The sequence below is a fragment of the Echinicola salinicaeni genome, assembly GCF_014280965.1.
Lineage (GTDB): Bacteria > Bacteroidota > Bacteroidia > Cytophagales > Cyclobacteriaceae > Echinicola > Echinicola salinicaeni.
The window spans coordinates 502,277-527,418 of the sequence record NZ_JACODZ010000003.1 but is presented as its reverse complement, the minus strand read 5'-3'; the positions used below and the strand labels follow the sequence as shown (position 1 = coordinate 527,418).

24 protein-coding genes are annotated in these 25,142 nt (G+C 38.2%); 14 read left to right on the top strand and 10 right to left on the bottom strand.

The window, feature by feature from the left end; genetic code table 11:
* Positions 1–27 precede the first annotated feature (27 nt).
* Positions 28–471: a DoxX family protein gene (locus H7U17_RS07885; protein WP_186756143.1), complete on the top strand. Its 444-nt coding sequence runs from the start codon at positions 28–30 to the stop codon at positions 469–471.
* A gap of 44 nt (positions 472–515) precedes the next feature.
* Here the strand turns inward: H7U17_RS07885 and H7U17_RS07880 are convergent, their stop codons facing one another.
* The 8 genes from H7U17_RS07880 to rplU form a co-directional block, all read right to left on the bottom strand.
* Positions 516–1,241 (bottom strand): peptidase, M16 family protein, encoded by a 726-nt coding sequence (locus tag H7U17_RS07880; RefSeq protein WP_186756141.1) that lies wholly within the window; start codon positions 1,239–1,241, stop codon positions 516–518.
* Positions 1,242–1,247: 6 nt separating this feature from the next.
* On the bottom strand, positions 1,248–3,263 hold the full coding sequence (locus H7U17_RS07875) for a M16 family metallopeptidase (protein WP_394353717.1): 2,016 nt from the start codon (positions 3,261–3,263) through the stop codon (positions 1,248–1,250).
* A 56-nt stretch (positions 3,264–3,319) separates the two neighbouring features.
* Positions 3,320–4,648 carry a M16 family metallopeptidase gene (locus H7U17_RS07870; RefSeq protein ID WP_186756137.1) on the bottom strand — a complete coding sequence of 443 codons (1,329 nt, stop codon included), beginning with the start codon at positions 4,646–4,648 and terminating at the stop codon, positions 3,320–3,322.
* A gap of 774 nt (positions 4,649–5,422) precedes the next feature.
* Positions 5,423–5,752, bottom strand: coding sequence for a helix-turn-helix domain-containing protein (locus H7U17_RS07865; RefSeq protein WP_186756135.1), 330 nt, complete (start codon positions 5,750–5,752; stop codon positions 5,423–5,425).
* A 33-nt stretch (positions 5,753–5,785) separates the two neighbouring features.
* The gene (locus H7U17_RS07860) at positions 5,786–7,924 is read right to left on the bottom strand and encodes a peptidase domain-containing ABC transporter (RefSeq protein ID WP_186756133.1); all 2,139 of its coding nucleotides are present in this window, start codon (positions 7,922–7,924) and stop codon (positions 5,786–5,788) included.
* Between the two features lie 19 nt (positions 7,925–7,943).
* Positions 7,944–9,110, bottom strand: a complete 1,167-nt coding sequence (locus H7U17_RS07855; RefSeq protein ID WP_186756131.1) for an HlyD family secretion protein — start codon at positions 9,108–9,110, stop codon at positions 7,944–7,946.
* 266 nt (positions 9,111–9,376) lie between these two features.
* Positions 9,377–9,637 carry a 50S ribosomal protein L27 gene (rpmA, locus tag H7U17_RS07850; RefSeq protein WP_186756129.1) on the bottom strand — a complete coding sequence of 87 codons (261 nt, stop codon included), beginning with the start codon at positions 9,635–9,637 and terminating at the stop codon, positions 9,377–9,379.
* Between the two features lie 34 nt (positions 9,638–9,671).
* Complete coding sequence (rplU, locus tag H7U17_RS07845; RefSeq protein ID WP_186756127.1) at positions 9,672–9,983, bottom strand: 50S ribosomal protein L21; 312 nt, start codon at positions 9,981–9,983, stop codon at positions 9,672–9,674.
* 742 nt (positions 9,984–10,725) lie between these two features.
* Here rplU and H7U17_RS07840 point away from each other — a divergent pair.
* From H7U17_RS07840 to H7U17_RS07830, 3 genes are all read left to right on the top strand, one after another.
* The gene (locus H7U17_RS07840) at positions 10,726–11,709 is read left to right on the top strand and encodes a ribonucleotide-diphosphate reductase subunit beta (protein ID WP_186756125.1); all 984 of its coding nucleotides are present in this window, start codon (positions 10,726–10,728) and stop codon (positions 11,707–11,709) included.
* Positions 11,710–11,744: 35 nt separating this feature from the next.
* Positions 11,745–14,144, top strand: coding sequence for a ribonucleoside-diphosphate reductase subunit alpha (locus H7U17_RS07835; protein ID WP_186756123.1), 2,400 nt, complete (start codon positions 11,745–11,747; stop codon positions 14,142–14,144).
* 206 nt (positions 14,145–14,350) lie between these two features.
* Positions 14,351–14,965: a hypothetical protein gene (locus tag H7U17_RS07830; RefSeq protein WP_186756121.1), complete on the top strand. Its 615-nt coding sequence runs from the start codon at positions 14,351–14,353 to the stop codon at positions 14,963–14,965.
* 6 nt (positions 14,966–14,971) lie between these two features.
* On the opposite strand, the gene H7U17_RS07825 is transcribed toward H7U17_RS07830, so the two are convergent.
* Positions 14,972–16,765, bottom strand: a complete 1,794-nt coding sequence (locus H7U17_RS07825) for an ABC transporter ATP-binding protein (protein ID WP_186756119.1) — start codon at positions 16,763–16,765, stop codon at positions 14,972–14,974.
* Positions 16,766–16,913: 148 nt separating this feature from the next.
* Between H7U17_RS07825 and H7U17_RS07820 the strand changes: the two genes are divergently transcribed.
* The 7 genes from H7U17_RS07820 to coaE all read left to right on the top strand — a co-directional run bounded on the left by H7U17_RS07820 (position 16,914) and on the right by coaE (position 22,113).
* Positions 16,914–18,014: a Glu/Leu/Phe/Val family dehydrogenase gene (locus tag H7U17_RS07820; protein ID WP_186756117.1), complete on the top strand. Its 1,101-nt coding sequence runs from the start codon at positions 16,914–16,916 to the stop codon at positions 18,012–18,014.
* Between the two features lie 154 nt (positions 18,015–18,168).
* Positions 18,169–19,353 (top strand): transcription antitermination factor NusB, encoded by a 1,185-nt coding sequence (gene nusB, locus H7U17_RS07815; protein ID WP_186756115.1) that lies wholly within the window; start codon positions 18,169–18,171, stop codon positions 19,351–19,353.
* A 13-nt stretch (positions 19,354–19,366) separates the two neighbouring features.
* Entirely contained in the window at positions 19,367–19,669 is a 303-nt protein-coding gene (locus tag H7U17_RS07810) for a YtxH domain-containing protein (RefSeq protein ID WP_186756114.1), read from the top strand.
* Positions 19,670–19,683: 14 nt separating this feature from the next.
* Positions 19,684–20,220, top strand: a complete 537-nt coding sequence (locus H7U17_RS07805) for a DUF1573 domain-containing protein (RefSeq protein WP_186756112.1) — start codon at positions 19,684–19,686, stop codon at positions 20,218–20,220.
* Positions 20,221–20,222: 2 nt separating this feature from the next.
* Positions 20,223–20,543: a preprotein translocase subunit YajC gene (yajC, locus tag H7U17_RS07800; RefSeq protein ID WP_186756110.1), complete on the top strand. Its 321-nt coding sequence runs from the start codon at positions 20,223–20,225 to the stop codon at positions 20,541–20,543.
* Between the two features lie 9 nt (positions 20,544–20,552).
* Positions 20,553–21,518 (top strand): YbbR-like domain-containing protein, encoded by a 966-nt coding sequence (locus H7U17_RS07795; RefSeq protein WP_186756109.1) that lies wholly within the window; start codon positions 20,553–20,555, stop codon positions 21,516–21,518.
* Entirely contained in the window at positions 21,511–22,113 is a 603-nt protein-coding gene (gene coaE, locus H7U17_RS07790) for a dephospho-CoA kinase (RefSeq protein ID WP_186756107.1), read from the top strand. Before H7U17_RS07795 ends, coaE begins: the two co-directional genes overlap by 8 nt.
* Before the next feature lies 1 nt (position 22,114).
* Here the strand turns inward: coaE and H7U17_RS07785 are convergent, their stop codons facing one another.
* Positions 22,115–22,360, bottom strand: a complete 246-nt coding sequence (locus H7U17_RS07785; protein WP_186756106.1) for a hypothetical protein — start codon at positions 22,358–22,360, stop codon at positions 22,115–22,117.
* A 207-nt stretch (positions 22,361–22,567) separates the two neighbouring features.
* Here H7U17_RS07785 and H7U17_RS07780 point away from each other — a divergent pair, with 207 nt between their 5' ends.
* From H7U17_RS07780 to atpC, 3 genes are all read left to right on the top strand, one after another.
* Positions 22,568–23,047 carry a C40 family peptidase gene (locus H7U17_RS07780; RefSeq protein ID WP_186756104.1) on the top strand — a complete coding sequence of 160 codons (480 nt, stop codon included), beginning with the start codon at positions 22,568–22,570 and terminating at the stop codon, positions 23,045–23,047.
* Positions 23,048–23,272: 225 nt separating this feature from the next.
* Positions 23,273–24,775: a F0F1 ATP synthase subunit beta gene (gene atpD / locus H7U17_RS07775; protein WP_186756103.1), complete on the top strand. Its 1,503-nt coding sequence runs from the start codon at positions 23,273–23,275 to the stop codon at positions 24,773–24,775.
* A 97-nt stretch (positions 24,776–24,872) separates the two neighbouring features.
* On the top strand, positions 24,873–25,118 hold the full coding sequence (gene atpC / locus H7U17_RS07770) for an ATP synthase F1 subunit epsilon (RefSeq protein ID WP_186756101.1): 246 nt from the start codon (positions 24,873–24,875) through the stop codon (positions 25,116–25,118).
* The last annotated feature ends 24 nt before the right edge of the window (positions 25,119–25,142 follow it).

The window sequence follows — 25,142 nt, the reverse complement described above, 5'->3', positions numbered from 1 at the left end:
TATACTGCAACAAAACCCAAAAATATCATGACAACTATTTCAGAAATCGAATCTTGGGCAGACACCCACCATCCTAAATGGATAGATTTTATCCGAGTAGTCCTTGGGCTATTCATATTTTATAAAGGCGTCATGTTTATTGCAAATACCAATGCCTTAATGGAAATGATGAGCAATAGTGATCTCAGGTTTTTCAATTTGGCTTTGGCGCATTATGTGGCCTTTGCGCATTTGGTAGGGGGAGGATTGATTGCCTTCGGTCTCTTGACCCGATTCGCAATTATTTTCCAAATCCCGATATTGATCGGCGCGGTATTCTTCGTGAATATCAACCAAGGATTCTTATCTGTATCCAATAATCTGGAATTTGAAATTTCTTTAGCAGTACTTATATTACTGATTGTCTTTTTAATATACGGCTCGGGAAAATTCTCTCTTGATTATTGGATGAAAAATCATCCTAACTGGTAAAAAGAAGGGATCCAATCGGATCCCTTTTCGCTTATAAATTTTCATCAATCAAATAATTGATCATCCAGTTCTTGATTCATCCTCAGTGAAACCACATTTACCTCCATGGGCATGGGCATCATACTATTGGACATGGTTATCTTGGATGGTAAAATTATTCCTTCCCAATCTTTATAATCCTCATAAACAACTTTTCCTGCAAGTTCCGATTCAGTCATCAGTTTTAGCCCTGATTCAACACTATAAAACTCACGGGTCTCCACATCATTGGCATCCTTCAGCAATAAAATATGAGCCTTTTCTCCTTCTACTTCGCCCGTACCATCATAACTCATTTCATATCCCAGATCTTCATAATGCATTTCGGGAATTATATAGGTTTGGCTTTTCATCGAATTTAATCTTTCTCCACTGATTTCTTGCTCCTGTCCCATACTGACCACTACTCCCTTACCGTCCTTAATCAGGGTTTTGGCAACTTGATTTCCATTCATTTCCGTAAGGTTCAAAGCCCTATGGTTTTCTTGATCTGTCACTACTCTAATACTCAAGGTCATGCCTTGAATCTCAGCCTTCATGACCATTTCCAAATTGCGAAGATTATTTACTACATTTTGTCCGCCTACCGCAGCAATATATTTTTGCACTACTTCTTCAGCGGTCACTTCCTGTTTTGCCAGCTGAATTTTGGAATCTCCTTCCACTACAGCCCTACTTTCAAAATTTGCCCCGGAAAACATTATAGCCAAGGCTAAAACCGTCCTTTTCATCTATTTTTATTTAAAGTCCTCGTCTGTTAACGAAGGGTTAAACTCCAAACTCTCTACGGTTGTATTTAGAGGCACCGGAATCATGGGAGATTTGACTATGTTTTTCATAGGATACAACACCCCATTCTTCTCTTCGTAATCCAAAAACATCATCTCTCCTGACTTTTCGTTCTCACTCTTTATTTTCAAACCTGAATCTACACTGTAATAATTGACAGTTTTTGCTCCTGTAGGATTGGACACCACTACCTTATAGGCATTCTCACCTTCTACATCTTTAATTCCATCCAAACTTAGACTATACATCAATTCTCCATAATGCAATTCTGGCACCAAAAACATATTCATCTTGGCTTCTTCATATTGCTCGTCATTCAACTCCTGCGTATTGCCCATTGCTACCACTGAGCCCTTTCCGTCTGCCAAAGTGGTACTGGAAACTGTATTACCCATCATGGCCACTTTTTGATTAAAACGCATACCAGGATCATCATAAAGAACCGTCATTTCAATAACCTGACCTTGTACTTCAGCCTTCATCACTATTTTGGCGGTTTCCAAAGAACTCACTGCATCCTCACCTCCAATAGCATCTATATACTTGCCAATCACCTTTTCAGCGGTAATATTAGCATCCGTCATCTCGATTTCCTTAGCAGGGTTTCCTTGATTATCAAACAAGCTCACTTCCCCAAATTGTTCCAGCTTTCCCTTAAGGTCAGAACCATTGCCCACAATAGTGATGTACATATTTTCAGGTTTGATATACTTCTTTGCTGCTCTATTGATATCATCAACGGTTAGCGCACTTAATCTTTGTAAATAAGTGGTATAAAAATCCTTTGGAAGATCATAACGGTCAATATTTATGGCAAAATTGGCCAAAGTGGACGGACTTTCTAAAGCCCTACCAAAACTCCCGCTCAAACTTGCCTTAGCAGCATCCAGTTCTTCCTCATTTACTCCTTCTTCCACTATTCTGTGAATTTCATAAATAAATTCATGAATAGCAGAATCAGTTACTGCAGTTCTTACAGAAGCTCCTGCTGAAAAGCTAGTCACCAATTTATCAGAACCAATAGACGAATATGCCCCATAGGTATATCCCTTATCTTCCCTTAAATTCATAAACAAACGTGAAGTAGAACCTCCACCCAAAATATAATTCAAGACCCTGGTATCGAGATATTCATCATTGTTCAAACTCATTTCCAATGGATAGGTAATATCAATAACAGATTGCACTGAAGCCGACCTATCCACAAGTGCTACTCTATTATTTTCGGGCAATGATGGCATTTCATAATTCAACTCTGGTACTTCTCCTCTTTCCCATTTTGAAAAGTGGTCTTTTACTACTTTTTCAGCTTCTTTCTTATCTATATCCCCCACAATTGCCAAATAGGCTATATTCGGCTTAAAGTAAGTTTGATAATAAGTTTCAATATCCTCAACAGTGATATTTTCTAAGGTTTCCTCTGTTTGAATTTCCCCATAAGGATGATCCTTGCCAAACACCAAAGCAGCTGTTAGCTTTCCACTAATCGAATTAGGATCATCCTTTGATGTAGCTAAAGCAGTAATTGCTTGCTTTTTCAGCTTATCCAACTCCTCCTGAGGAAATATAGGATTATACAGCACATCAGCCATCAAGTCCAATATCTTACCTTGATGTTTTTTCAAAGAAGATGCGTAAATCGATGTGGAACCGGCACTCAAGGAAGCACCGATAAAATCAACCTCTTCATCCAGTTCATCTTTGCTTCTATTACTTGTACCAGCGGTTAGCATGTCACCAACAAATCCAGTCATACCAGCCTTCTCTTTCTCTAAAATCGGGTCTCTATTGATCACCAAGGAAAAAGCTACTCTTGGCAATTTGTGGTTTTCAACCACAAAAACCTTCAATCCATTGTCCAAGGTAAATGTCGCTGGATCTTCCAGCTCAATCTTAGGAGCCGGACCTGGTTCGGGATATTTACTTCTATCTACTTGTGCATATCCCACTGTTGATAGGACCATGCAGATTAGGATATATATATATGTCTTTTTCATAACTGTCACAAAGTTGTCATTCACTATTGTTGATTTTGTTCAGACTTGGGGAGGTAATAAAGTACAACCCTACCATCCAAGGTCAAGTATTTCTTAGCCACTCTCTGCAAATCTTCCCTACTAACATCTCTATACAATTCCAGCTCATTGTTAATATGATCGGTGTCCCCATAAAAAACATGAGACTGCGAAAGGTTTTGGGCTATCCCAGACATGGTAGCATTCTTGCTGACCAAATCATTCTCGATGATATTTTGTAGCTTTTTAAAATCTTGTTCCGAAACACCTTCATCCTGAACTTGCTTTACCAAAAGATCGATTTCAGATTCCAAATCCTCTGCCTTAATACCCATATTGGTAATTCCATACATAATAAAGATACCTCCATCCTCCAAATCAAGGGGAATAGCGGCTACTGCCAAGGCTTTTTGCTGTTTGTCCACCAATTCCTTGGTCATTAAAGAAGAATTACCACCTGTTAAATAGGTCGATAACATATCCATAGCGTAAGAGTCAGGATCATTTTTAGGAGGCAAATTGTATGCTTGGATCACCGCAGGTATTTGGATATTATCATAAACGACATCCCTGATCTCTGTTACTTTTTTGGGCTCCTCTATAGATGGCCGATAGATCTCTTTGGCACCTGCTGGAATTTCAGAAAAATACATCTTTACCCATTCCTCTGTTTGAGCATAATCTATATCACCAGCAATGGTTAATGTAGCATTATTCGGAACATAAAATGATTTATAAAAATCCATAAACTCATCCAAAGAAGCTTCATTCAAGTGCTCCAACGAGCCAATAGGTGCCCATTGGTAAGGATGTTCAGCATAAGCCCTTTTTAGTGTTTCCGGCAAAATAGTCCCATAGGGCTGATTATCATAACGTTGTCTTTTTTCCTCCTTTACTACCTCTCTTTGGGTTTCAACACCCTCTTCGTCAATTTTAGCATGAAGCATTCGCTCACTCTCCATATACAAAGCCATTTCCAACTTATTGGATGGTAAGGACTCGTAATAATAAGTAATATCATTACTGGTATATGCGTTTAGTGTTCCTCCCTCAGATTGAATTTTTTTCGAATATTCACCTCGGCCTATATGCTCACTACCTTCAAATAACAAATGCTCAAAAAAATGGGCAAAGCCAGTTCTTTCTGGATTCTCATTTTTGGACCCAACATGATATAGAACAGAGGTCACCACAATCGGGGTACTGTTATCTTTGTGCATGATCACATGAAGACCATTATCAAGCGTAAACTCTCTGAATTCAATATCATTCTGTGCGATGATTGGTGAGCATACAGAACAGGCCCACAACATCAAAAGTGCAAACTTTTTCATACTGAATGTTTAAATTAAAATTATATAGAAGCCCAAGAAATTGAACTTTTTAAACAAATGCAATAATTACTTTAATCCCTAATGAATAAAAATATTACTAATAGCATTCCCAAACAAATTTCTCTAAGGTAATACGGTTGGGTTATATCAAATGCGATTCGGGTTTAATTACCAATGAAACAAAATTTTTATTCTAAAAAGCCCCATTCTGTAATTAACAAAACGAACAATAAACAGGAAAAAGTATAAACAATAATCATACAAAGGACTTCACCCATTCTTATTTTTAAAACAAACACCTATATCTTAGCATATTACCCAATAACACACTATATTGATAAGATATTTTTAACCTAAAAAAAGGGATACACCACACATGTATCCCTCTGACGTTAATCAACACGAGCACTAAATAAGTCACCAACATCATTAGTGCTAAAAAATTATCTTTAAAATTTTATTAATTATGCTTACTGTGCTTGGTTAAATTGTAGGACAATCATTTTTCTTATTTTTGATCATCCTTAAATCTTAATACTAAGATAAAGGGGCTCCGTGCACTTAACTTGCACGGATAAAATTTCTTCCAAAAATCAAGCGTTTTTTTTCGAAAGGCATCCAAAAAGGATCATGCTAAGACAAAAAAGCCTCGGTTTTTGTCTCAAAAAATAAAGCCTACTAATAAATAGGAAAAATTAAAACACTCTTTCAATTAGTGGACTCTCCCTTTGTTTTCTAATATTCTCTTTGGGTTACGAGCCTTATCAATCAAACTCACCAACTCCCGAGCCAGTCCAACTCAAATTCTCCTTCTTCAACAAACGGCAAATAAACTCCTCCATAGATACTTTCAACTTCTTCAGGACCTATTACCTTCAGACTAAAATTCATCTCCAAATGCTTCTCGTCCACATAATAAAAACTATTGAGCTTTCTTGAATAGGAAACTTCCAAGCCCATATCCTTGAGACTTTCCAAATGATTATAAAGCTGCCTTCTACTAATTCCCAACCTTGAGGAAAGTTCCTCAGGACTACCTGTTTTCCCTTCCTTGATCAATTTATTTATTAATTGAATTCGCTCAATATGCTTTATGAAATTCATAATAAATCAATTTAAAATTCTACAAAGCTTATGTTAACTAAAAATCATCTCATGGTACCGGCCTTCTAAACCAACAAGAGAATCATGTGAACCTTGCTCCACCACTCTTCCATTATCCATAACAATAATTTGGTCAAAGTTCTTTACAGAAGTAAGATGATGGGTAATGAAAATAATGGTTTTTCCTCGATTTGACAACAACTTTATTACTGACTGCAAGTTTTTCTCGGCTTTTGGATCTAATGATGCACTGGCCTCATCCAGAATCAAAATCTCTGGATCCCGGTAAAGCGCTCTCGCTATTGAGACCAATTGCCTTTGCCCCCCAGATAAACTAACACCATATTCTCCCAAATGGCTAGAAATCCCATCAGGAAGGGCTTCAATAAAACTTGACATACCAAGCAAATGACAAATTTCAATGATTTTCTTTACATCTGGCCGAAGATCACCAAAAGCAATATTCTCTATTAAACTCCCCGAAACTAACTCAACTTGCTGAGGAACTACAGCGATTTGCCTCCTTAAACTATGGTGACTCACATAAGCGATATCGTATTGCCCTATTTTTATTTGACCAGAAGTTACGGGATAGATATGTTGCATAAGAGCCAGTAATGTGGACTTCCCAGAACCACTCTCTCCTATTATTCCGGTAACTTTTCCTTTGGGGATACGCAAATCCAGACCATCAAAAACTTTAGCGTGACTTCCATATCTAAAAGAAACATTCTGGAAAACAATATCCCCCATTGATGACGGCTCAAGATCAAATTTCTCGGCAGCATCCTCTTCCATTTCCAAATCCAGAATCTCAAATAAACGATCCGCCGCGATCATCGCATTATTAACAGATTTATTCATCCCTACCAAACTCGCAATCGGAGTAGTCAAGTACCCCATTATAGCATAAAAAGCCACTAACTCTCCAGGGCTGATTTCATTTCCAATTACATATCTTGCACCAACCCAAAGCAACACTATAGTGAACAGTCTTAATATTAAATCAGTGGCATTTGTCGAAAACACATTATTACGCCCCGATTTATACACCCCTTCCAAGACAGACACAAACTTTGCCTCTGTCCTCAACTTGGCATAGTCTTCAACCCCAAACTTTTTTATCAAACCTACAGACCGAACCGATTCAACCATCTGAGATTCCAAATTGGCAGATCTTTCCATCAAAGTACGCTCCACCTTTCTATTAACCTTATTGGTCAGGAAATAAATCAAAATATAAAAAGGTATCAAAAAAGTCATAACCAATGCCAGCTTCCAGTACAAAGCAAACATCAAAGCAAAGGAAAACAGTACGATAAAAGTATTCACCATTAGATTTACAGAAACCTCATTGATAAATGAGCGAATCTTAACGGCATCATTAATCCTTGAAATCACCTCCACCACCCTCATGGTATCAAAAAACCGTTGGGGCAAAGTCATTAAATGTTTATAATAGCCCAAAATCAAACGGGCATCAATTTTTTGCCCAACTTTAAGGGCAAAAATCTTATTATAACCTCCTATGAAAACTTGAAACAATAGCAAGACCACCATGGCCACACTCATCAAATTAAGCAAATTAGCATTTCTGTCTATAAATACATTATCAACAATTTTCTGCAAATAAACAGATATGGATAAGCCCAAAATTGAGTAAATCAAAGCTCCAACCAGGGTTTGCAAAAGCACACTTTTATGTGGGCTGATCAAAAACCAAAATCTCCTGCTTACCGAAACAGTATGGTCTGCAGCTTTAAAGGTCTCATTCGGCATTAATATCACCATCACCCCTGTCCAAACCTTTTTAAACTCCTCATGGCTTATTTTTTTTATACTCCCATCCAAGGGATCCATGAGTTTGACCGATTTCCTCCCTATCTTATACACCACCATATAATGGTGCAAGGCCTTATTGATCTTCAAGTGAACAATAGTAGGCTTCGGCGATAAGCCCAGACTTTCAAAATTACCCTTCAGTGCTTTCGCAGAAAAACCCAACTTTTCTGAAGCTTCTACCAAGCCTAAAACATTGGTGCCTTTTTGCCCAGTAGAGGCCAATAATCTGATCTTTGAAAGAGGTATCCTTAACTTATAGTAGCCGGCAACGGAAGCCAGACAAGCTGCCCCACAATCTGTTATATCCCTTTGTTTTATTCTAATCCCCATTAATTATGCTTTTCAGATTTTATTCCACAGCAGGATTTAACCAATTATCCACCTGATCATACAATAATTGATATAAACTCCTACGAGTCACCAAAAAACGGCTCTTAAAAGTCATTCCACGCCTCACTTCTCCCTCAATTCCATTTTGAAGACTTAAAGCATTTTGCTTTAAATTACAGACAACCCTAAATGCCACTTCATTTTCCGAAATCATCTGCAAATCTTTGCTGATCTCACTTACCACCCCTTCTAGTAAACCCCATTGATTATAATCATAGGCATCCACTTGAAAAAGGACTTTTTGTCCAGCCCTTACAAAAGCAATGTCCGCAGGAGAAAGAAAGGTCACTGCTTTTAAGGTACTATCAGGAGAAATTTCTGCTATTTTTTGATTGGCAAAGACAAAATCACCAGGTCTAATATTTTCAAAATTCACTATAGTTCCTGAAACACCGGCGATAATCTTAAATTGATGAAGCCTGTCCCTAAGTAATTTTTTACTATTACCCAGTTTTGCCAATTCTCGTTGGTAGCTGGCCAACTCTTGTTCCCAAATAGAAAGCTTTTTACTCTGAAAAAGATCTAAATTTGTCAATGCACGCTCAAACTTAGCCCTGATTTCATCATATTCGGCTAACGACAATGCCCTACTATCAAATAACAACTTTGCCCTTTTTACATCCCGCTTCTCCTTTTCAAGAACATTCCGAAGCTGCTGCACTTCTGAATTATACTCATAATAGGCAGCCTTATAATATTTGGACTTCAAATCCCGTGGAGAAAAATCACTGGTATTATTAGGACTTACCTCCATCAACTTTTTAAGATCAGCGATAAATTCCTGCACTTGCCCTCCCCGGCTTTCAAGTCCATCTATTTCTAAATCCACTTGATCAGATTTGATTTCGGCCAAAATACTGCCTTTTTGGACAGAACCGTTTTCGACAATATTGATAGATGAAACCCTTCCAGAAATAGGCGCATAAATCTCATTTCTACTCAAAGAGGTTTGAAACTTCCCTTCTCCCTTCACTGACACATCTACCTCTATAAACGGCAAACAACAAAAGCCTCCTATTATAAGAATTAATATACTGATATAGATAATCCTGGACCTAACAGTGATTTTATTCTGATAATATTCAGATGTCTGTTCGACAATTGACGAAGGAAAAACAGTCTTCATGAAAATTAATTTATTGATGAAATATACTCTATTTATTCCATCAAATAAAAAAATACGATAAACAAGTTATTTACACTAATACTACGTTTATTTATAAATTAACAATATACGCAGCAAAATCCCCCTATAAAAACAGCATAATTCCAAGCTTCTTAGGCCATCCCAACAAAAACTATCTCTGACTTGCTGTGAGGATAAATCATTCCAAAAAAAAAGCTGCTCTTAAAAACAAGAGCAGCTTCTTAAATATTTCTGTTATCTAAACCTTATGCTTCAGCTGGAATTACGCTTACATAAGATTTACCATCGTGCTTCTTCTTAAATTCAACCTTGCCATCAGCAACAGCGAACAAAGTGTGATCTTTACCCACTTTTACGTTCAACCCAGCGTGATGTTTGGTTCCCCTTTGTCTAACGATGATGTTTCCAGAAATAACAGCTTCTCCGCCAAATTTCTTCACACCAAGACGTTTACTATGGGATTCTCTACCGTTTTTGGAACTACCGACACCTTTCTTGTGAGCCATAATTTTAAATGTTTTGGATTACCCTAAGATAATCTTAAAGAGTAATGTTTTCAATAAGTATTTTAGTGAATTCTTGTCTGTGACCATTTTTCTTTTTGTAACCTTTTCTTCTTTTCTTTTTGAAGACGATTACTTTGTCACCTTTTACATGATCAAGAATTTTTCCTGTCACTTTGGCGCCAGCCAATGTAGGGGCACCTACCGATACTGTACCGTTGTCATCTGCCAACAATACCTCATCGAATTCAACGGAAGCGTCAACATCGCCTTGCAACTTCGGTGCATAGACAAATTGATCTTTAGTTACTTTGAACTGCTTTCCTGCTATGTTAACTATTGCGTACATACTAAGAACTTTTTATCAAAATTGAGGTGCAAATATACAGAGTATTTTCATAAGTAAAAAACTAACTCATAAGATTTCATCAAATTCCTTGATAAACTTCATAATAGACACCAAAATCCAGCTATATACCAGGCAACCAATAAGATTCAAAAATAGAAAAATAATTTTTTCCTTCAATATATCTTATCCAAAATCGCCCCGCTATATTTGCGCCCCAATTCGGGGACTATAGAAAATACCAAGATATCCCCATTTGGAAAGAAAATTAAAAATTCTTCTAAAAATCCTTGATTTTCTTTAGGATTTGAGAATCAACAAGTTCAATAATTAAAAATCATATAACAACATAAATTACTGCTTTACAGAAACTTACATCACAATACAAAACTTGACCAAAAGTCAAATTAGGCTTGAATTTTGGTTCGAAAATTTTTTTTAAATTTTTTTCGAGCCTAGTCGAATCGCCCTTAAAGACCGTTTTAGTAGAATTAACACTTGAAACAAAGACACACTATTTATTGAATTACAAATATTTATACCTATTTTGACCAAGAGTCAAAAACTAAAGTTACCCACTAATGCACGGGTTTTATTTTTGGAATTTGTTGAGCATATTTGTTCAACGACTCAAAAATAAAACTGCTACAAACTCACTATTTTACGAAGTGAAAAGCATTAAATAGTAGCTGATTTACTTTATTTCAGAACATTTACATCTTATAATTAATAGAACTAATAAGTAATGCAAAAACCGGAACCCCTATTAGCGCAAGGAGATAACAGCAGGTTCGTATTATTCCCAATACAACATGATGATATTTGGGAATATTATAAAAAAGCTGAAGCCAGCTTTTGGACTGCAGAAGAAATAGACCTTAGCCAAGATATTAAGGACTGGAAAAACATGACTGATGATGAAAGACATTTCATCTCCCATGTTTTAGCATTTTTTGCGGCCAGTGACGGTATTGTAAACGAAAATTTAGCTGAGCACTTTGTGGCAGAGGTACAATATACAGAAGCTAAATTTTTCTACGGGTTTCAAATTGCCATGGAAAACATCCATTCAGAAACCTATAGTTTATTGATCGACACCTATATCAAAGACGCTGCTGAAAGAGACAAATTGTTCAATGCGATTGAACATTTGGATTGCGTCAAGAAAAAGGCTGACTGGGCACTAAGATGGATTGACGAAGGTAGTTTCCACGAAAGATTGATTGCCTTTGCTGCTGTTGAGGGTATTTTCTTCTCAGGATCATTCTGCTCTATCTTCTGGTTGAAGAAAAGAGGTTTGATGCCAGGACTAACCTTCTCCAATGAATTAATCTCTAGAGATGAGGGATTACACTGTGACTTCGCCTGTCACTTGTACACCCAACATATCACTAATCACTTACCAAAAGAAACTGTATCTGAAATTATTCAGGACGCTGTGGCCATTGAAAAAGAATTTGTAACCGACGCACTTCCGGTAAGGTTGATCGGTATGAATGCTGAGTTAATGTGTCAATATATTGAGTTTGTAGCCGATAGGCTGTTGGTAGAATTGGGCTGTGAAAAAGTCTGGAACAGCACCAATCCTTTTGACTTTATGGACATGATCTCATTACAAGGTAAGACCAATTTCTTTGAGAAAAGAGTTGGGGACTACCAAAAGGCTGGGGTTATGAAAGGTAAAGACGCATCTGATTCCTCTAAATTTTCCATTGAAGAGGACTTTTAATTAACTTTTCTTCCCACCCTTAACTCCCTTATAGCATGTTAGTAATAAAAAGAGACGGTAGAAGAGAATCAGTAAGATTCGACAAAATCACCACAAGAATTGAAAACTTGTGTTATGGCCTGGATTCACGTTATATCCACCCCATCGAAGTAGCAAAAAAAGTGATCGATGGTTTATATGACGGTGTTACTACTTCAGCCTTGGACAACCTCGCTGCTGAGGTTTGTGCATCCATGACGGTTAAACACCCCGAATACGCCATATTAGCAGCCAGAATTGCTATTTCAAATCTTCACAAAACTACTAGCCAGTCCTTTTCAAACACCATGAAAAGGCTATACACCTATGTAGACCCAAAAACAGGTGATAACGCTGCCCTGATTGCTCCAGATGTATATGGAATAATCAAAAAACATGCTGCCAAACTGGATGAAGTCATCGATTACAGCAGGGATTTCAATTATGATTTCTTTGGCTTCAAAACTTTGGAAAAAAGTTACCTGATCAAACTGGATGATAAAGTAGTCGAAAGACCACAACATATGCTAATGAGAGTGGCCATCGGAATCCATAAAGAGGATATCGATGCTGCAATCGAAACTTATACTTTACTTTCAGAGAAATGGTTTACCCATGCCACGCCTACGCTTTTCAATGCGGGCACACCGAAGCCTCAGCTTTCTTCTTGCTTCTTATTGAGTATGAAGGAGGACAGCATTGACGGTATCTATGATACTTTGAAGCAATGTGCCAAAATCTCCCAATCTGCTGGTGGTATCGGGCTTTCAATTCATAATGTGAGAGCAAAAGGTTCATATATCAAAGGAACCAATGGAGTTTCCAACGGTATAGTCCCCATGCTGAGAAACTTTGACATGACCGCTAGGTATGTCGACCAAGGTGGCGGAAAAAGAAAAGGAAGTTTTGCTATTTACTTAGAGCCATGGCATGCAGACATCAAGGATTTCCTTGAACTGAAAAAGAATCACGGTAAAGAGGAAATGAGAGCCAGAGACTTGTTCTATGCACTTTGGATTTCAGATTTATTTATGAAGAGAGTAGAAGCCAATGAAGAATGGTCGCTATTCTGTCCGAATGAAGCTCCTGGACTTTCCGAATGTCACGGAGAAGAATTTGAAAAACTTTATGAAAAATACGAAAAAGAAGGTAGAGCAAGAGAAACTGTAAAAGCACAGGAACTTTGGTTTGAAGTATTGGAGTCTCAAATTGAGACCGGTACACCTTATATGCTCTATAAGGATGCAGCAAATGGCAAATCAAACCAGAAAAACTTGGGTACCATCAAGTCTTCCAACTTATGTACCGAAATCATGGAGTACACTTCTCCTGATGAGGTGGCTGTTTGTAACCTTGCTTCAATTGCCTTACCTAAATTCGTCACTACTGATGCTAAAGGCAACAAAACCTTTGATCATCAAAAGCTATATGAAATTACTAAGGTCGCCACGCGTAACCTTAACAAAGTAATTGACATCAATTATTACCCTGTGGAAGAGGCTAGAAAGTCCAACTTCAGACATAGACCTATCGGAATCGGAGTACAGGGCCTTGCTGATGCCTTTATCCTTTTGAGAATGCCTTTTGATTCTGAAGAGGCAGCTGGACTTAACGAAGATATCTTCGAGACCATCTACTATGCCGCTATGGAGACTTCCATGGAACTAGCAAAAGACCATGGCACCTATGAAACCTATGAGGGATCTCCTGTTTCAAAAGGCCAATTCCAATTTGACCTATGGGGTGTAACACCAAAATCGGGAAGATGGAACTGGGCTGAGCTTAAAGAAAGAGTAAGCAAATATGGCGTAAGAAACTCTTTATTAGTTGCTCCAATGCCTACGGCTTCTACTTCACAAATCTTGGGCAATAACGAATGCTTTGAGCCATACACCTCAAATATCTATACCAGAAGAACCCTTTCTGGAGAATTTGTGGTGGTGAACAAACATTTGATGAGAGACCTGATTCGTTTGGGACTTTGGAATGATAATATGAAAAACAGACTGATTGCAGCTAATGGATCAGTTCAAGATATGCCTGAAGTCCCACAAAACATCAAGGATCTTTATAAGACCGTTTGGGAGATTTCACAAAAGGTAGTTATCAATATGGCAGCAGACAGAGGAGCATATATCTGTCAGTCCCAAAGTATGAATGTTTTCATGCAAGAGCCAAACTTTGGAAAATTGACCTCCATGCATTTCTATGCTTGGAAAAAAGGCCTCAAGACAGGTATGTATTATTTGAGATCTAAAGCGGCTACAAGTGCGATTCAGTTTACAGTGGACAAATCCAATCTGCAAAATGCTGACCAAAAACCGGCAGAAGTAGATCCAAACACTGGCCAACAAAACAAAGATGCCATAGCTTGTTCACTGGACAACCCAGATGATTGCGAGATGTGTGGAAGTTAATTGCTTCCCCACAAAATTAATATTTCAAAGTGCCCGATTTTTTTTCGGGCACTTTTTTTGTGCTCAAAACTAAACAAGCCCAGTCCTCTATGAGTTTTAAATAAAAGTTTACATACCTTAAGGTGAGATAAAAAAATGATTATATTTCGGTCTTGATGAGGACTAAAATCTGATTTACCATGATCATTTAATTATCCGGAAGTAAAATGAAAAGGTCATTACTATTTATTATATGCTTTGTCACTACTGTCCTCATAACACAAGGACAAGATCAAATAAGCGTCCGAAAATACAAACCATTCAAGGTTGACCTTGGAATAAACTTAACATTCCCCACTGAATCCGTCTTAACTACTGGAGGAGGTTTATTCATAGAGCCTAGATATGGCATCAATGACCATCTACAAGTCGGCCTACAGCTAGCCAGCAATATCCTGGGCGAAGGAGAATCCCTTTTCAATCATAAAGAAGCCATTTTTAGGGCCCAAGCCATAAGCAATCTATCCGCAAGCTCTGAATACCAATTTGGACTCAATGAAACCAGGCCATTTGTAGGCATATTGGCGGGTATGTACAGAAGAAGCAATTACGAAATTGTTGACAGTGCTGATGGAACTATTATTACGCGTTATAATGATAGGGTGAATTTCGGCTTGGCACCAAGGGTCGGAGTAATTTCAGGAAAATTTAGGCTCAATGCCACCTACCATTTTACAGGAAAAACAATAAGTGACTTTGTAAGCATAGGTGTAGGCATGCAGTTTGGAGGAGGAAAAATCAAAGCCAAACCAAAGACCTACAATTATAACGAAGATTGGTAAATCATTTTATTCATTTTCCATCGTTTCACTTGAATTGGTCTGTTTTTCGTAAAGCGCCGCATAAACTCCCTTTCTCGCCATCAAGAGATCATGCGAGCCCTCTTCTACTACCCTACCATCATCCAAAACAATTATCTTATCAGCCAGCTTAGCTGAAGAAACCCTATGGGAAATGACTATGGATGTCCTGTTTTCCATAATTCCCTTTAAGGCATTGAGGATAACATTTTCTGTTTTGGTATCTACAGCTGACAAACAATCATCCAATAGCAAGATAGAAGGATCCTTAGCGATAGCCCGGGCAATGGAAACCCGCTGTTTTTGCCCTCCACTCAAGGTAATTCCTCTTTCACCTAACCTAGTTTCAAAACCGGCAGGAAAGTCAACTATATTTTGATAAACATCGGCGTCTTTTGCCGCCTGCTCCACTACTCCTTCAGGAATATTATCAAGACCAAAACCAATATTATTATATATAGAATCGCTGAAAAGGAAAACATCCTGAGGAACATAACCAATTTGCTTCCTTAAATAGGAAATATCAAAAGCCCTAATATCCTCTCCATCCAATTGAATATTACCTTCAGAAGCATCAAACATCCTCATCAATAGATTGGCAATAGTCGATTTCCCTGACCCTGTGGTACCAATAATGGCTAAAGATTGCCCTGGCTGAATATCAAAACTGACCTTATCCAATGCCTTAATACCAGAGTCTGGATACACAAAAGAAAGCCCATTGAATACAATCTGTCCTTTCACAGGTGTAGTCAGATGCGCTTTACTGATAATGTCATTCTTTTCATCCAAAAACTCATTGATTCTAGTTTGAGAGGCAGCTGCCCTTTGTACTATACTGGTCACCCAGCCTAAAGAAGTCACTGGCCAAGTCAGCATATTAACATATAGGATAAATTCCGCAATCACACCATAACCTATTGCACCTTCTATGACCTGGTTCCCTCCCACATATACGGTAATAATAGTACTTACTCCTACAAGGCCCATAATCAATGGGTAGAACAAAGCCTGTACTTTGGTAAGGCTTATGGATTTTTCTTTATAGTCTTCACTGGCTTGGGTAAAGTCCTTGCTGCTATCATCTTCTCTAACAAAAGCTTTAATTACCCTAATCCCTGAAAATGACTCTTGAACAAATGTGCTCAATCCTGATAAACTACGTTGGATCTTTTCAGACCTTACATTGATCATATTATTGACCAAATAAATACTGATGGAAAGTACCGGCAGAGGCAGTAATGAATAAATTGTCAAGGGCACATTGACACTGAGCATATATCCGATCACCAAAGGAAATAATACCAAGAGGTTAATACCATACATCAACGCTGGTCCAAAATACATTCGCACCCTACTAACATCCTCTGTAACCCTGGCCATTAAATCCCCAGTACTATTTTTCCGATAAAAACTCAGTGGCAGTTTCTGGTAATGATCAAAAATTTCGTTTTTAAGATCATACTCAATAAGCCTGGACATAACAATAATGGTTTGCCTGATCAAAAAGAGAAAAAAGCCCCTTAAAAAAGCCATTACCAATATCAATACACCAAAAACAAAAATATAATTTAGAAAAGCCCCCCTGATCGCTGAAGTCCCTTCCCCTTCAGGGAACATCTGATAAAAACTAAAGCTTTCCACTACATAATCTATGGCTACCCGCACCAATTGAGCAGGTATCATCACAAACACATTGGAAATAATAGTAAAGAGTATACCCAACAAGAGGTAACCTTTGTACTTGAATAAATATTTGTTAAGACGCCAGAGGGAGTTCACGAAATAAAAACTTTAAAATATCTTATTTTGTTTTATAATAATCTTTTATGTAGCTTTACCTAGCCTCTATTTAGTATTTAATTCTTTATAGCAAGGCAAAGCAAAAGACTTACCCAAATATAACATAATCTAAACTTCTAAGTTCATTATGATAGAGATTAAAACCGAGGAAATGGTCAAAGGAGACTCAATTTATGGACAAATCACATCTTTAGGACATGAGCAATTGGTCATGTGTTACGATGAGCCTACTGGACTAAAAGCTATCATAGGTATTCATAATACCGTTTTAGGACCAGCATTAGGTGGTACAAGAATGTGGAATTACGCTTCTGAGGAAGAAGCCATTACAGATGTATTACGACTTTCTAGGGGCATGACCTTCAAAGCTGCCATTTCGGGGCTCAATATTGGAGGAGGGAAAGCCGTCATTATAGGAGACCCTAAACTTAAAAATGAAGCTTTTCTAAGAAGGTTTGGAAAATTTGTCCAAAGCTTAGGAGGTAAATACATCACTGCTGAAGATGTGAACATGAAGACATCAGACATGGAGTATATCGCCATGGAGACTTCCCATGTCACAGGGCTTCCCGAAGTAAAAGGCGGAGGAGGAGATCCATCCCCTGTAACTGCTTATGGTGCTTACTTAGGGATGAAAGCCGCAGCCAAGAAAGCTTATGGACAAGACAGTCTAACAGGCAAGAAAATTGCCGTACAAGGTATCGGGCAAGTAGGTCGACATTTGATTGACCATTTGGTCAAAGAAGGAGCAGAAATTTTCATCACAGATATCTTTGAGGACAGACTGAAGGAAGTAGCGAAAAACACTGGAGCTACTGTCATAGCTCCAGAGGACATCTACGATGTGAAAATGGATATTTATGCCCCTTGTGCCTTAGGGGCCACGGTAAACGATGAGACCCTAAATAGACTGAACTGCCAGGTTATCGCTGGTGCAGCCAATAACCAATTGAAAGATGAGGAAATTCACGGCCAGGCATTAATAGAAAGAGACATCATTTATGCTCCTGATTTCTTGATCAACGCTGGAGGTTTGATCAATGTATATGCCGAATACTTAGGTAACTATAATAGAGAACTAGCTTATCAGCAGGCAGAAAAAATCTATGACACCTGCTTAGCTATTCTAAACAAATCTGAAAAAGAGGGGATTCCTGCCCAGCAGGCAGCTATAGAAATGGCCTGGAACAGAATCAACAGCATCAGTAAGCTAAAATCCACTTACTGATAAACTTAGCGTTTTTTATCTAACCAAATGCAATGGACAATAAAATCCGTGCATTTGGTTTTTTTATTTTTTAACTTTGCAGCAACAATAAGTGAAAGGAGCTAATTCATTTCGCTATTAATCATTCAAATTTTACGTTCTTTATATTCAGGTAATGTTAAACAGAAGAATACTTAGAGTTAAGGCTTTTCAGAACCTTTACGCCTATGAGCAGTGTAAAGCTTCCAATCTAAATTTAGCCAAAGACTATATTAGGGATGCTTTCCTTCCAGATCTAAACAGCATGGAAGTGCAAGACAAAGCCCAACTAAAAAAAGATGCGGAAACAACCGTTGAGCTTTTTTCTAAAAACCTGAACAACAAAGCCCTTATAGCATCCGGAGACTACGACACCAAAATCAAATCCATTGCTATTAAAGCGGTAAATCTTTACCATCAATACAATCAAAAAGACCTGGGATTTCTTGCAAAGAACATGGTCAATGCTGCCGAAAGCATTCCTCAGCTATACCTAAAGGTCATCCATATCCTAATCGGATTCAGCAATCACGTCCAAGGAGAATACGACAGAAAGCGCAAACTGAACCAAGAAGCCTTAGTATCTCTTTCAGGTGACCTGAACTTAGCCAACAACAAAACTATTAAATACCTCAAAGAAGCACCTGCTTTTAATTCTGAATCAATCCGCCAACAGGCCGATTTAGAAGAGCTTGAATTGGAAATCCAAGAGTGGTTCCGTGAATACATCAAGCCATGGGAAAAATACTCAGCATATATCAAATTAAACGAGCCAAGTGAAGAGGAAGATTTGGACATCTTATTGGAGATGATCAAAAAAATCATTTTCAAAAACGAGGCCATCATGAGCTACTTTGCTGAGCAGGACCTAAACTGGACAGAAAATAAAGCCGTAGTAAGAAGCTTAGCAGTAAAAGTCCTCAAAAACATCAGCGAATCACCCGATAGCCAAGATTACGAACTTCCAGAAATCGCTATAAACTGGGAAGAGGACAAGGAATTTTTCCAAAATATCTTTAACTTGACTATCGAAAATGACTATAAAAACAGGGTCTTGATAGCAGAAAAAACAAAAAACTGGGACATAGAGCGTGTCGCCTCTACGGACAAAATCATCCTCTCTATGGCTATCACGGAAATGTCATTTTTTCCTAGTATCCCTGTAAAAGTTAGCATCAATGAGTATATTGACATTTCCAAAACATACAGTACGCCTAAAAGCAAGCAATTTGTAAATGGTTTATTGGATGTTTTGGCAAAAGAGCTAACCGATCAAGGAATAATCCGTAAGAGTGGAAGAGGCCTTTTAGATAACAAGTAAACATTATTTAATTATGAGCAAACAAAGTAATTCTATTTTAGCTTTTGTACTAGGTGCTGGAGTAGGTGCCGCACTAGGGGTACTATTCGCACCTGATTCTGGTAATAATACTAGAGACAAACTTTCTTACAAGCTTTCTAAATACAAGGCTGAACTTGAGGACTTGATCAATGACCTTATCGAAGGCAAGGATCTCCCCATGAACGAGGCCAAAACAGAAGGTAAAAAGGTAATTTCTGAAGCCAAAAGCAAGGCAGAAAACTTGTTAGACGATGTAAACAAGCTCATTGACCAAATCAATAAGGATAAAAATTAATAATCATAATTATTATGAAATATTTAGGACTACCTGCAATGCTTCTTGCAGGTTCTCTTTTTGTATCAAGCTGTGATACCAATAATAAGGAGAAAATAGAAGAACTAGAACAAAAGATAGCCAAGTTAGAAGCTGACCAAAGCACTAAGACTCCACCGGCCAATGTACAAAATGTAGCCGAGATCGATCCTGCTAGCTTGGGCAAGTTCAAATTCCCTGAAATGGAATATGATTTTGGGACCATCAAACAGGGAGAAAAAATAGAACACGTATTCAAATTCACCAATGATGGAAAATCTCCTTTAGTGATTTCCAATATTCAGGCATCATGTGGCTGCACTACTCCCGATTGGTCCAAGACACCTATAAAGCCAGGAGAAGATGGCTATGTCAAAGTAAGCTTCAACTCAGCTGGTAAGTCAGGCGCGCAAAACCCTACAGTAACCATCACTGCTAACACGTCTCCTAGTGTAACCAGACTAAAATTAAAAGGAACAGTAAATACAAGTAATACCTCGACCACCAAAACTGTTGGTCCAGTTAAAAAGTAAAGATGATTAGTACTATATTATTACAAGCACCAGCTGCCGGTGGTAGCGGCATCATGGGACAGGTTTTTCTATTCGGAGCGATCATTTTGATCATGTATTTCTTCATGATCAGGCCGCAGCAGAAAAAACAAAAAGAAGCCAAAAATTTTGTAGACTCCATTAAAAAGGGAGATTTGGTGGTGACCATCGGCGGAATTCACGGAAAAGTGCACAGCATTGAAGGAGACACTGTCATTATTGACCTTGACAAAGGATTAAAAATCAAAGTAGAAAAATCAGCCGTTTCAGCAGAATTCTCAAAGAAAGCTAATGGCACTAAATAACAAGAGGTATTGAACAAATTTGAAAAATACTTCGGGAAGCTTAAAAAAAAGAAAGCCTCTGACATCAAAGTGGTGGTCCTATGTGTAATAGCGGCCACCACTTTTTGGGTTTTGAATGCCCTCAACAAAGATAATTACCTCACTGTAGTCAATTACCCCATCTCCTTTGAGTACAATAAGGAGGAGTATATGGCAGTGGAAAAACTCCCCAGTAATATTAAGATTGAAATCACAGGAAATGGTTGGGATCTTTTCAGGAAATATTTTAATGTAAACGTTCCTCCTTTTTCTATTGAGCTTCCCAATCCTGACAAGCAGAAATACTTGCTTTCATCAGCTTACAGGAGAAGCCTGAGTGAAATACTGGAGCCTACCAATCTTTCAGCGATTCTTACGGACACATTGAAATTCAATATTGATAAAATCGTCACTGAAGAATTTAAAATAAGACTGGACACTAGCCAACTTACCCTTGCTCCGCACTTCCAATTTGCTGATTCCATTTATATTGAACCTATTCTGGTCCAAGTCAAAGGACCTGAATCAAAAATAAATGTATTAAAAGACAGCCTATATATCAGTATTGAAGAAGATGGCCTAAAACAGAGTTACGACCAGCTCATGCCCTTGGAATTGTCAGAAGAATTGACCCCTTTTATAAGTCTAGACCCAAAAAGTGTTCACGTTAAATTTGACTTAGTAGAATTTATAGAGGGCAACAAAAGAATTCCTGTTGAACAGAAAAACTTCCCCAATAATGTGAGCATTGATGGAGAAATCAAATCAATACTATTGAACTATAGAGTAGACGAAAGAAGAGTAAGTGATCTGCAAGAAATTGAACTGGTAGGAATCATCGACTATTACCAAAGAAATAAGGATGACAGCACTGTCCAAATAGAGATACCTGACCTACCAGATTATATAGAATCCATAGCGTTCGAACCAAACACATTTAAGCTAAACTATGAATAAGCCCAAACCACTTTTAGTGGGCATTACCGGAGGAATTGGAGCAGGAAAATCCACAGCAGCCAAAATATTCAATATCCTTGGCATTCCAGTTTATTCAGCAGACGATAGAGCAAAATGGCTAATGGCAAACGACCAAAACTTAATTGTTGCTATCACCAAAGCTTTTGGGACAGGCGCATATAATACCGACAGGAGCCTAAACAAAACTTTTTTAGCTAAAGAAGTTTTTTCCGACCAAGAAAAAACCAAAACCATCAATAAATTGGTACATCCTGCCGTAAAAATTGATTTTGAAGACTGGGCAAGCAAGCAGTCCTCTCCTTATGTTTTAAAGGAAGCTGCATTACTTTTCGAAACAGGGTCTTACAAAGATTTAGACAAAGTCATCAATGTCAGCTCCCCGATCAAGGTCAGAATCTTAAGGGTCTTAACAAGAGATCCTCAGCGTTCGGAAGAACAAATCAACGCAATCATTGACCGCCAAATGCCAGACGAGCAAAAAAATAAGCTTGCTGATTTCACCATAAAAAACACGGACAGTAAAATGTTAATTCCCCAAGTTCTAAAAATCCATCAAAGTCTTATCGAAAAATAGCTCAATCCATTTTGATATTGATCTGATCCAGATAAAACTTCATTCTGCTGTGCTGATGGTTTAAAAAATCAATTTTATCAATCTTATCTAATTTGTGATTATAAAAGACTTCCACATATTCATTGTCCAAAAGATAAAGGTTTACCTTATGCCCATAATATCTAATCCCCACTACAAAAGTACCCTCTGTATAGAGCTTTTGTATTTTCTTTTGCATAGGCAATTTTTTGAAATCTCCCTTTATCATCTTAAGCACAATAAATAATCAACACTGTCTTCTCGCCACTAAACTATAAAACTATTAACCTTCTACTTTAACATCAAGTTTCAACCCATTAATATTTTTTTATCATTCATTTTATTTAAATAGGGCTATATACCAGATTTAGCATATTGTTTAGCTGACAATACTTGCGTATAATTGAGTAACGTTTAAATATCAACAAATCATTCAATGCGTATCAAATCAGTTTCACCACTCCTTTTAGTCGCACTTTTTTCTTCCCTGATATTCTTCAGCTCTTGCTCAGCCTCAAAAAAAGCATATAAAAGAAAAGTCAATGCCGTAGTACAGACAGCAAAGACCTACAGAGGCACTCCCTATCGATACGGAGGCACCACCCGTGCGGGCATGGATTGCTCCGCGCTATTATACCTCTCATTTAAGAGCATTGGCATTAGCCTTCCGAGAACTTCCGAAGCCCAAAGTAAAACAGGGAAAAAAGTTTCTGTAAACAAACTGGAAAAAGGGGATGTACTGTTTTTCGCTACAGGCAAGAAGAAAAGGAAGGTCACCCATGCGGGAATTGTCACAGATACCGATAGAAAAAGCATTCAATTCATTCATTCATCATCATCTCTTGGGGTAACCGAAGACAATCTATATTCCAAATATTGGCAGCCAAGGTTTATTAGGGCTAGGCGTTATTTCTGATTTTTATAAGGTCTAAAATTCCTTAAAACAATTTTTTAATTGGAAACATCACTTACTACAATCAGGTTTTTAAGCTATTAAAGTCTGTTTCAAGACCTTAAGAATATAAAAAATTGACATAAAGCAGATTAATTTTGAAAACATCCTTTGGTATTAATCATTATTAGTTAATTTTGCAGTCGAATAACAGAAATGCATTAATTCCTTTTACATTAATACACAAAAATGGCGAATACTGGTAAGATAACTCAGGTGATTGGCCCCGTAGTAGATATTTCATTCGAAGGGGGAAAATTGCCGAATATCCTGGACGCACTCGAAATCACCAAAGAGAATGGTCAAAAAGTAGTATTGGAAGTTCAACAACACCTCGGTGAAGACCGCGTAAGAACCATTGCGATGGACTCTTCAGAAGGTTTGACCAGAGGAATGGAAGCTGTAGACTTGGGCACTCCTATCTCTGTTCCAACTGGAGAGGGAATCAAAGGACGTCTATTCAATGTAGTAGGTGAGCCAATCGATGGCCTTCCGCAAGTGGATTCTCCCAAAAGACTTCCTATCCACAGACAAGCTCCTAAATTTGAGGACCTGTCTACTTCAACTGAAGTGCTTTACACAGGTATCAAAGTTATCGACTTGATCGAGCCATATGCCAAAGGTGGTAAAATTGGTCTTTTCGGTGGTGCCGGTGTAGGTAAAACCGTATTGATCCAGGAATTGATCAACAACATTGCAAAAGCTTATTCAGGTCTTTCTGTATTTGCTGGTGTTGGTGAGAGAACCCGTGAAGGGAATGACCTTTTGAGAGAAATGATCGAGTCTGGTATCGTAACTTACGGTGATGACTTCGTAGAATCTCTTGAGAATGAAGGTGGATGGGATCTTTCTAAAGTAGATCTTGAAAAACTTAAAGACTCTAAGGCAACATTTGTGTTCGGTCAGATGAACGAACCTCCTGGTGCCCGTGCTCGTGTGGCCTTGACAGGTCTTACACTTGCAGAATATTACCGTGATGGTGAAGGCGATGGCGCTGGTAAAGATATCCTATTCTTTATTGACAATATCTTCCGATTCACACAAGCAGGTTCTGAAGTATCCGCCCTTTTGGGTCGTATGCCTTCAGCGGTAGGTTACCAGCCAACCCTAGCAACTGAGATGGGTGCCATGCAGGAGAGAATTACCTCTACCAAAAATGGTTCAATTACTTCCGTACAGGCCGTTTACGTACCTGCGGATGACTTGACTGACCCTGCTCCAGCGACTACTTTCGCTCACTTGGATGCTACTACTGTACTTTCTCGTAAAATTGCCGAGTTGGGTATCTACCCTGCCGTGGATCCATTGGATTCTACTTCTAGAATTCTCGAGCCCGGCATCTTGGGCGATGAGCACTATGACTGTGCTACTCGAGTTAAAGAATTACTACAACGTTACAAAGAACTTCAGGATATCATTGCCATCCTTGGTATGGAAGAACTTTCTGAAGAAGATAAATTGGTTGTTCACAGAGCTAGAAGGGTTCAGAGATTCTTGTCTCAGCCTTTCCACGTAGCCGAGCAGTTTACAGGACTTAAAGGTGTGCTAGTAGACATTAAGGACACCATCAAAGGTTTCACCATGATCATGGACGGTGAATTGGATCACCTTCCTGAGGCAGCATTCAACTTGGTAGGTAACATCGATGATGCTATCGCCAAAGGCGAGAAAATGCTTGCTGAGGTTAAATAATCAAAGCCCTCCAGTCACTATGGAGGACTGAATCACAGGGTAAAAGCTTATTCGTCTGCTTTTCCCTGTGATTTTTTAAAACAAAACTAACGGCATCATGCATTTAGAAATCATAACACCGGACAAAAAGGTATATCATGGAGAAATCTCAGAAGCTACTTTCCCAGGTGCTTCAGGAACTTTCCAAGTATTGAAAAACCACGCTGCTATTGTATCTGCACTGGCAAAAGGAACCGTTTCTTACACTACCAATGACGGCAAGCAGTCTTTAGAAGTGGACGGCGGTGTAGTGGAAGTAAGAGAAAATGAAATTATTCTTTTGGCTGAAAAAATCCTTGATTGATCAGCTAAACAGCAAGATAAAAAA

Coding starts and splice junctions, on each gene's coding strand:
- H7U17_RS07885 (WP_186756143.1), top strand. CDS start 28: ATGACAACTATTTCAGAAATCGAATCTTGGGCAGACACCCACCATCCT.
- H7U17_RS07880 (WP_186756141.1), bottom strand. CDS start 1,241: ATGAAAAGGACGGTTTTAGCCTTGGCTATAATGTTTTCCGGGGCAAAT.
- H7U17_RS07875 (WP_394353717.1), bottom strand. CDS start 3,263: ATGGTCCTATCAACAGTGGGATATGCACAAGTAGATAGAAGTAAATAT.
- H7U17_RS07870 (WP_186756137.1), bottom strand. CDS start 4,648: ATGAAAAAGTTTGCACTTTTGATGTTGTGGGCCTGTTCTGTATGCTCA.
- H7U17_RS07865 (WP_186756135.1), bottom strand. CDS start 5,752: ATGAATTTCATAAAGCATATTGAGCGAATTCAATTAATAAATAAATTG.
- H7U17_RS07860 (WP_186756133.1), bottom strand. CDS start 7,924: ATGGGGATTAGAATAAAACAAAGGGATATAACAGATTGTGGGGCAGCT.
- H7U17_RS07855 (WP_186756131.1), bottom strand. CDS start 9,110: ATGAAGACTGTTTTTCCTTCGTCAATTGTCGAACAGACATCTGAATAT.
- rpmA (WP_186756129.1), bottom strand. CDS start 9,637: ATGGCTCACAAGAAAGGTGTCGGTAGTTCCAAAAACGGTAGAGAATCC.
- rplU (WP_186756127.1), bottom strand. CDS start 9,983: ATGTACGCAATAGTTAACATAGCAGGAAAGCAGTTCAAAGTAACTAAA.
- H7U17_RS07840 (WP_186756125.1), top strand. CDS start 10,726: ATGCAAAAACCGGAACCCCTATTAGCGCAAGGAGATAACAGCAGGTTC.
- H7U17_RS07835 (WP_186756123.1), top strand. CDS start 11,745: ATGTTAGTAATAAAAAGAGACGGTAGAAGAGAATCAGTAAGATTCGAC.
- H7U17_RS07830 (WP_186756121.1), top strand. CDS start 14,351: ATGAAAAGGTCATTACTATTTATTATATGCTTTGTCACTACTGTCCTC.
- H7U17_RS07820 (WP_186756117.1), top strand. CDS start 16,914: ATGATAGAGATTAAAACCGAGGAAATGGTCAAAGGAGACTCAATTTAT.
- nusB (WP_186756115.1), top strand. CDS start 18,169: ATGTTAAACAGAAGAATACTTAGAGTTAAGGCTTTTCAGAACCTTTAC.
- H7U17_RS07810 (WP_186756114.1), top strand. CDS start 19,367: ATGAGCAAACAAAGTAATTCTATTTTAGCTTTTGTACTAGGTGCTGGA.
- H7U17_RS07805 (WP_186756112.1), top strand. CDS start 19,684: ATGAAATATTTAGGACTACCTGCAATGCTTCTTGCAGGTTCTCTTTTT.
- yajC (WP_186756110.1), top strand. CDS start 20,223: ATGATTAGTACTATATTATTACAAGCACCAGCTGCCGGTGGTAGCGGC.
- coaE (WP_186756107.1), top strand. CDS start 21,511: ATGAATAAGCCCAAACCACTTTTAGTGGGCATTACCGGAGGAATTGGA.
- H7U17_RS07785 (WP_186756106.1), bottom strand. CDS start 22,360: ATGATAAAGGGAGATTTCAAAAAATTGCCTATGCAAAAGAAAATACAA.
- H7U17_RS07780 (WP_186756104.1), top strand. CDS start 22,568: ATGCGTATCAAATCAGTTTCACCACTCCTTTTAGTCGCACTTTTTTCT.
- atpD (WP_186756103.1), top strand. CDS start 23,273: ATGGCGAATACTGGTAAGATAACTCAGGTGATTGGCCCCGTAGTAGAT.
- atpC (WP_186756101.1), top strand. CDS start 24,873: ATGCATTTAGAAATCATAACACCGGACAAAAAGGTATATCATGGAGAA.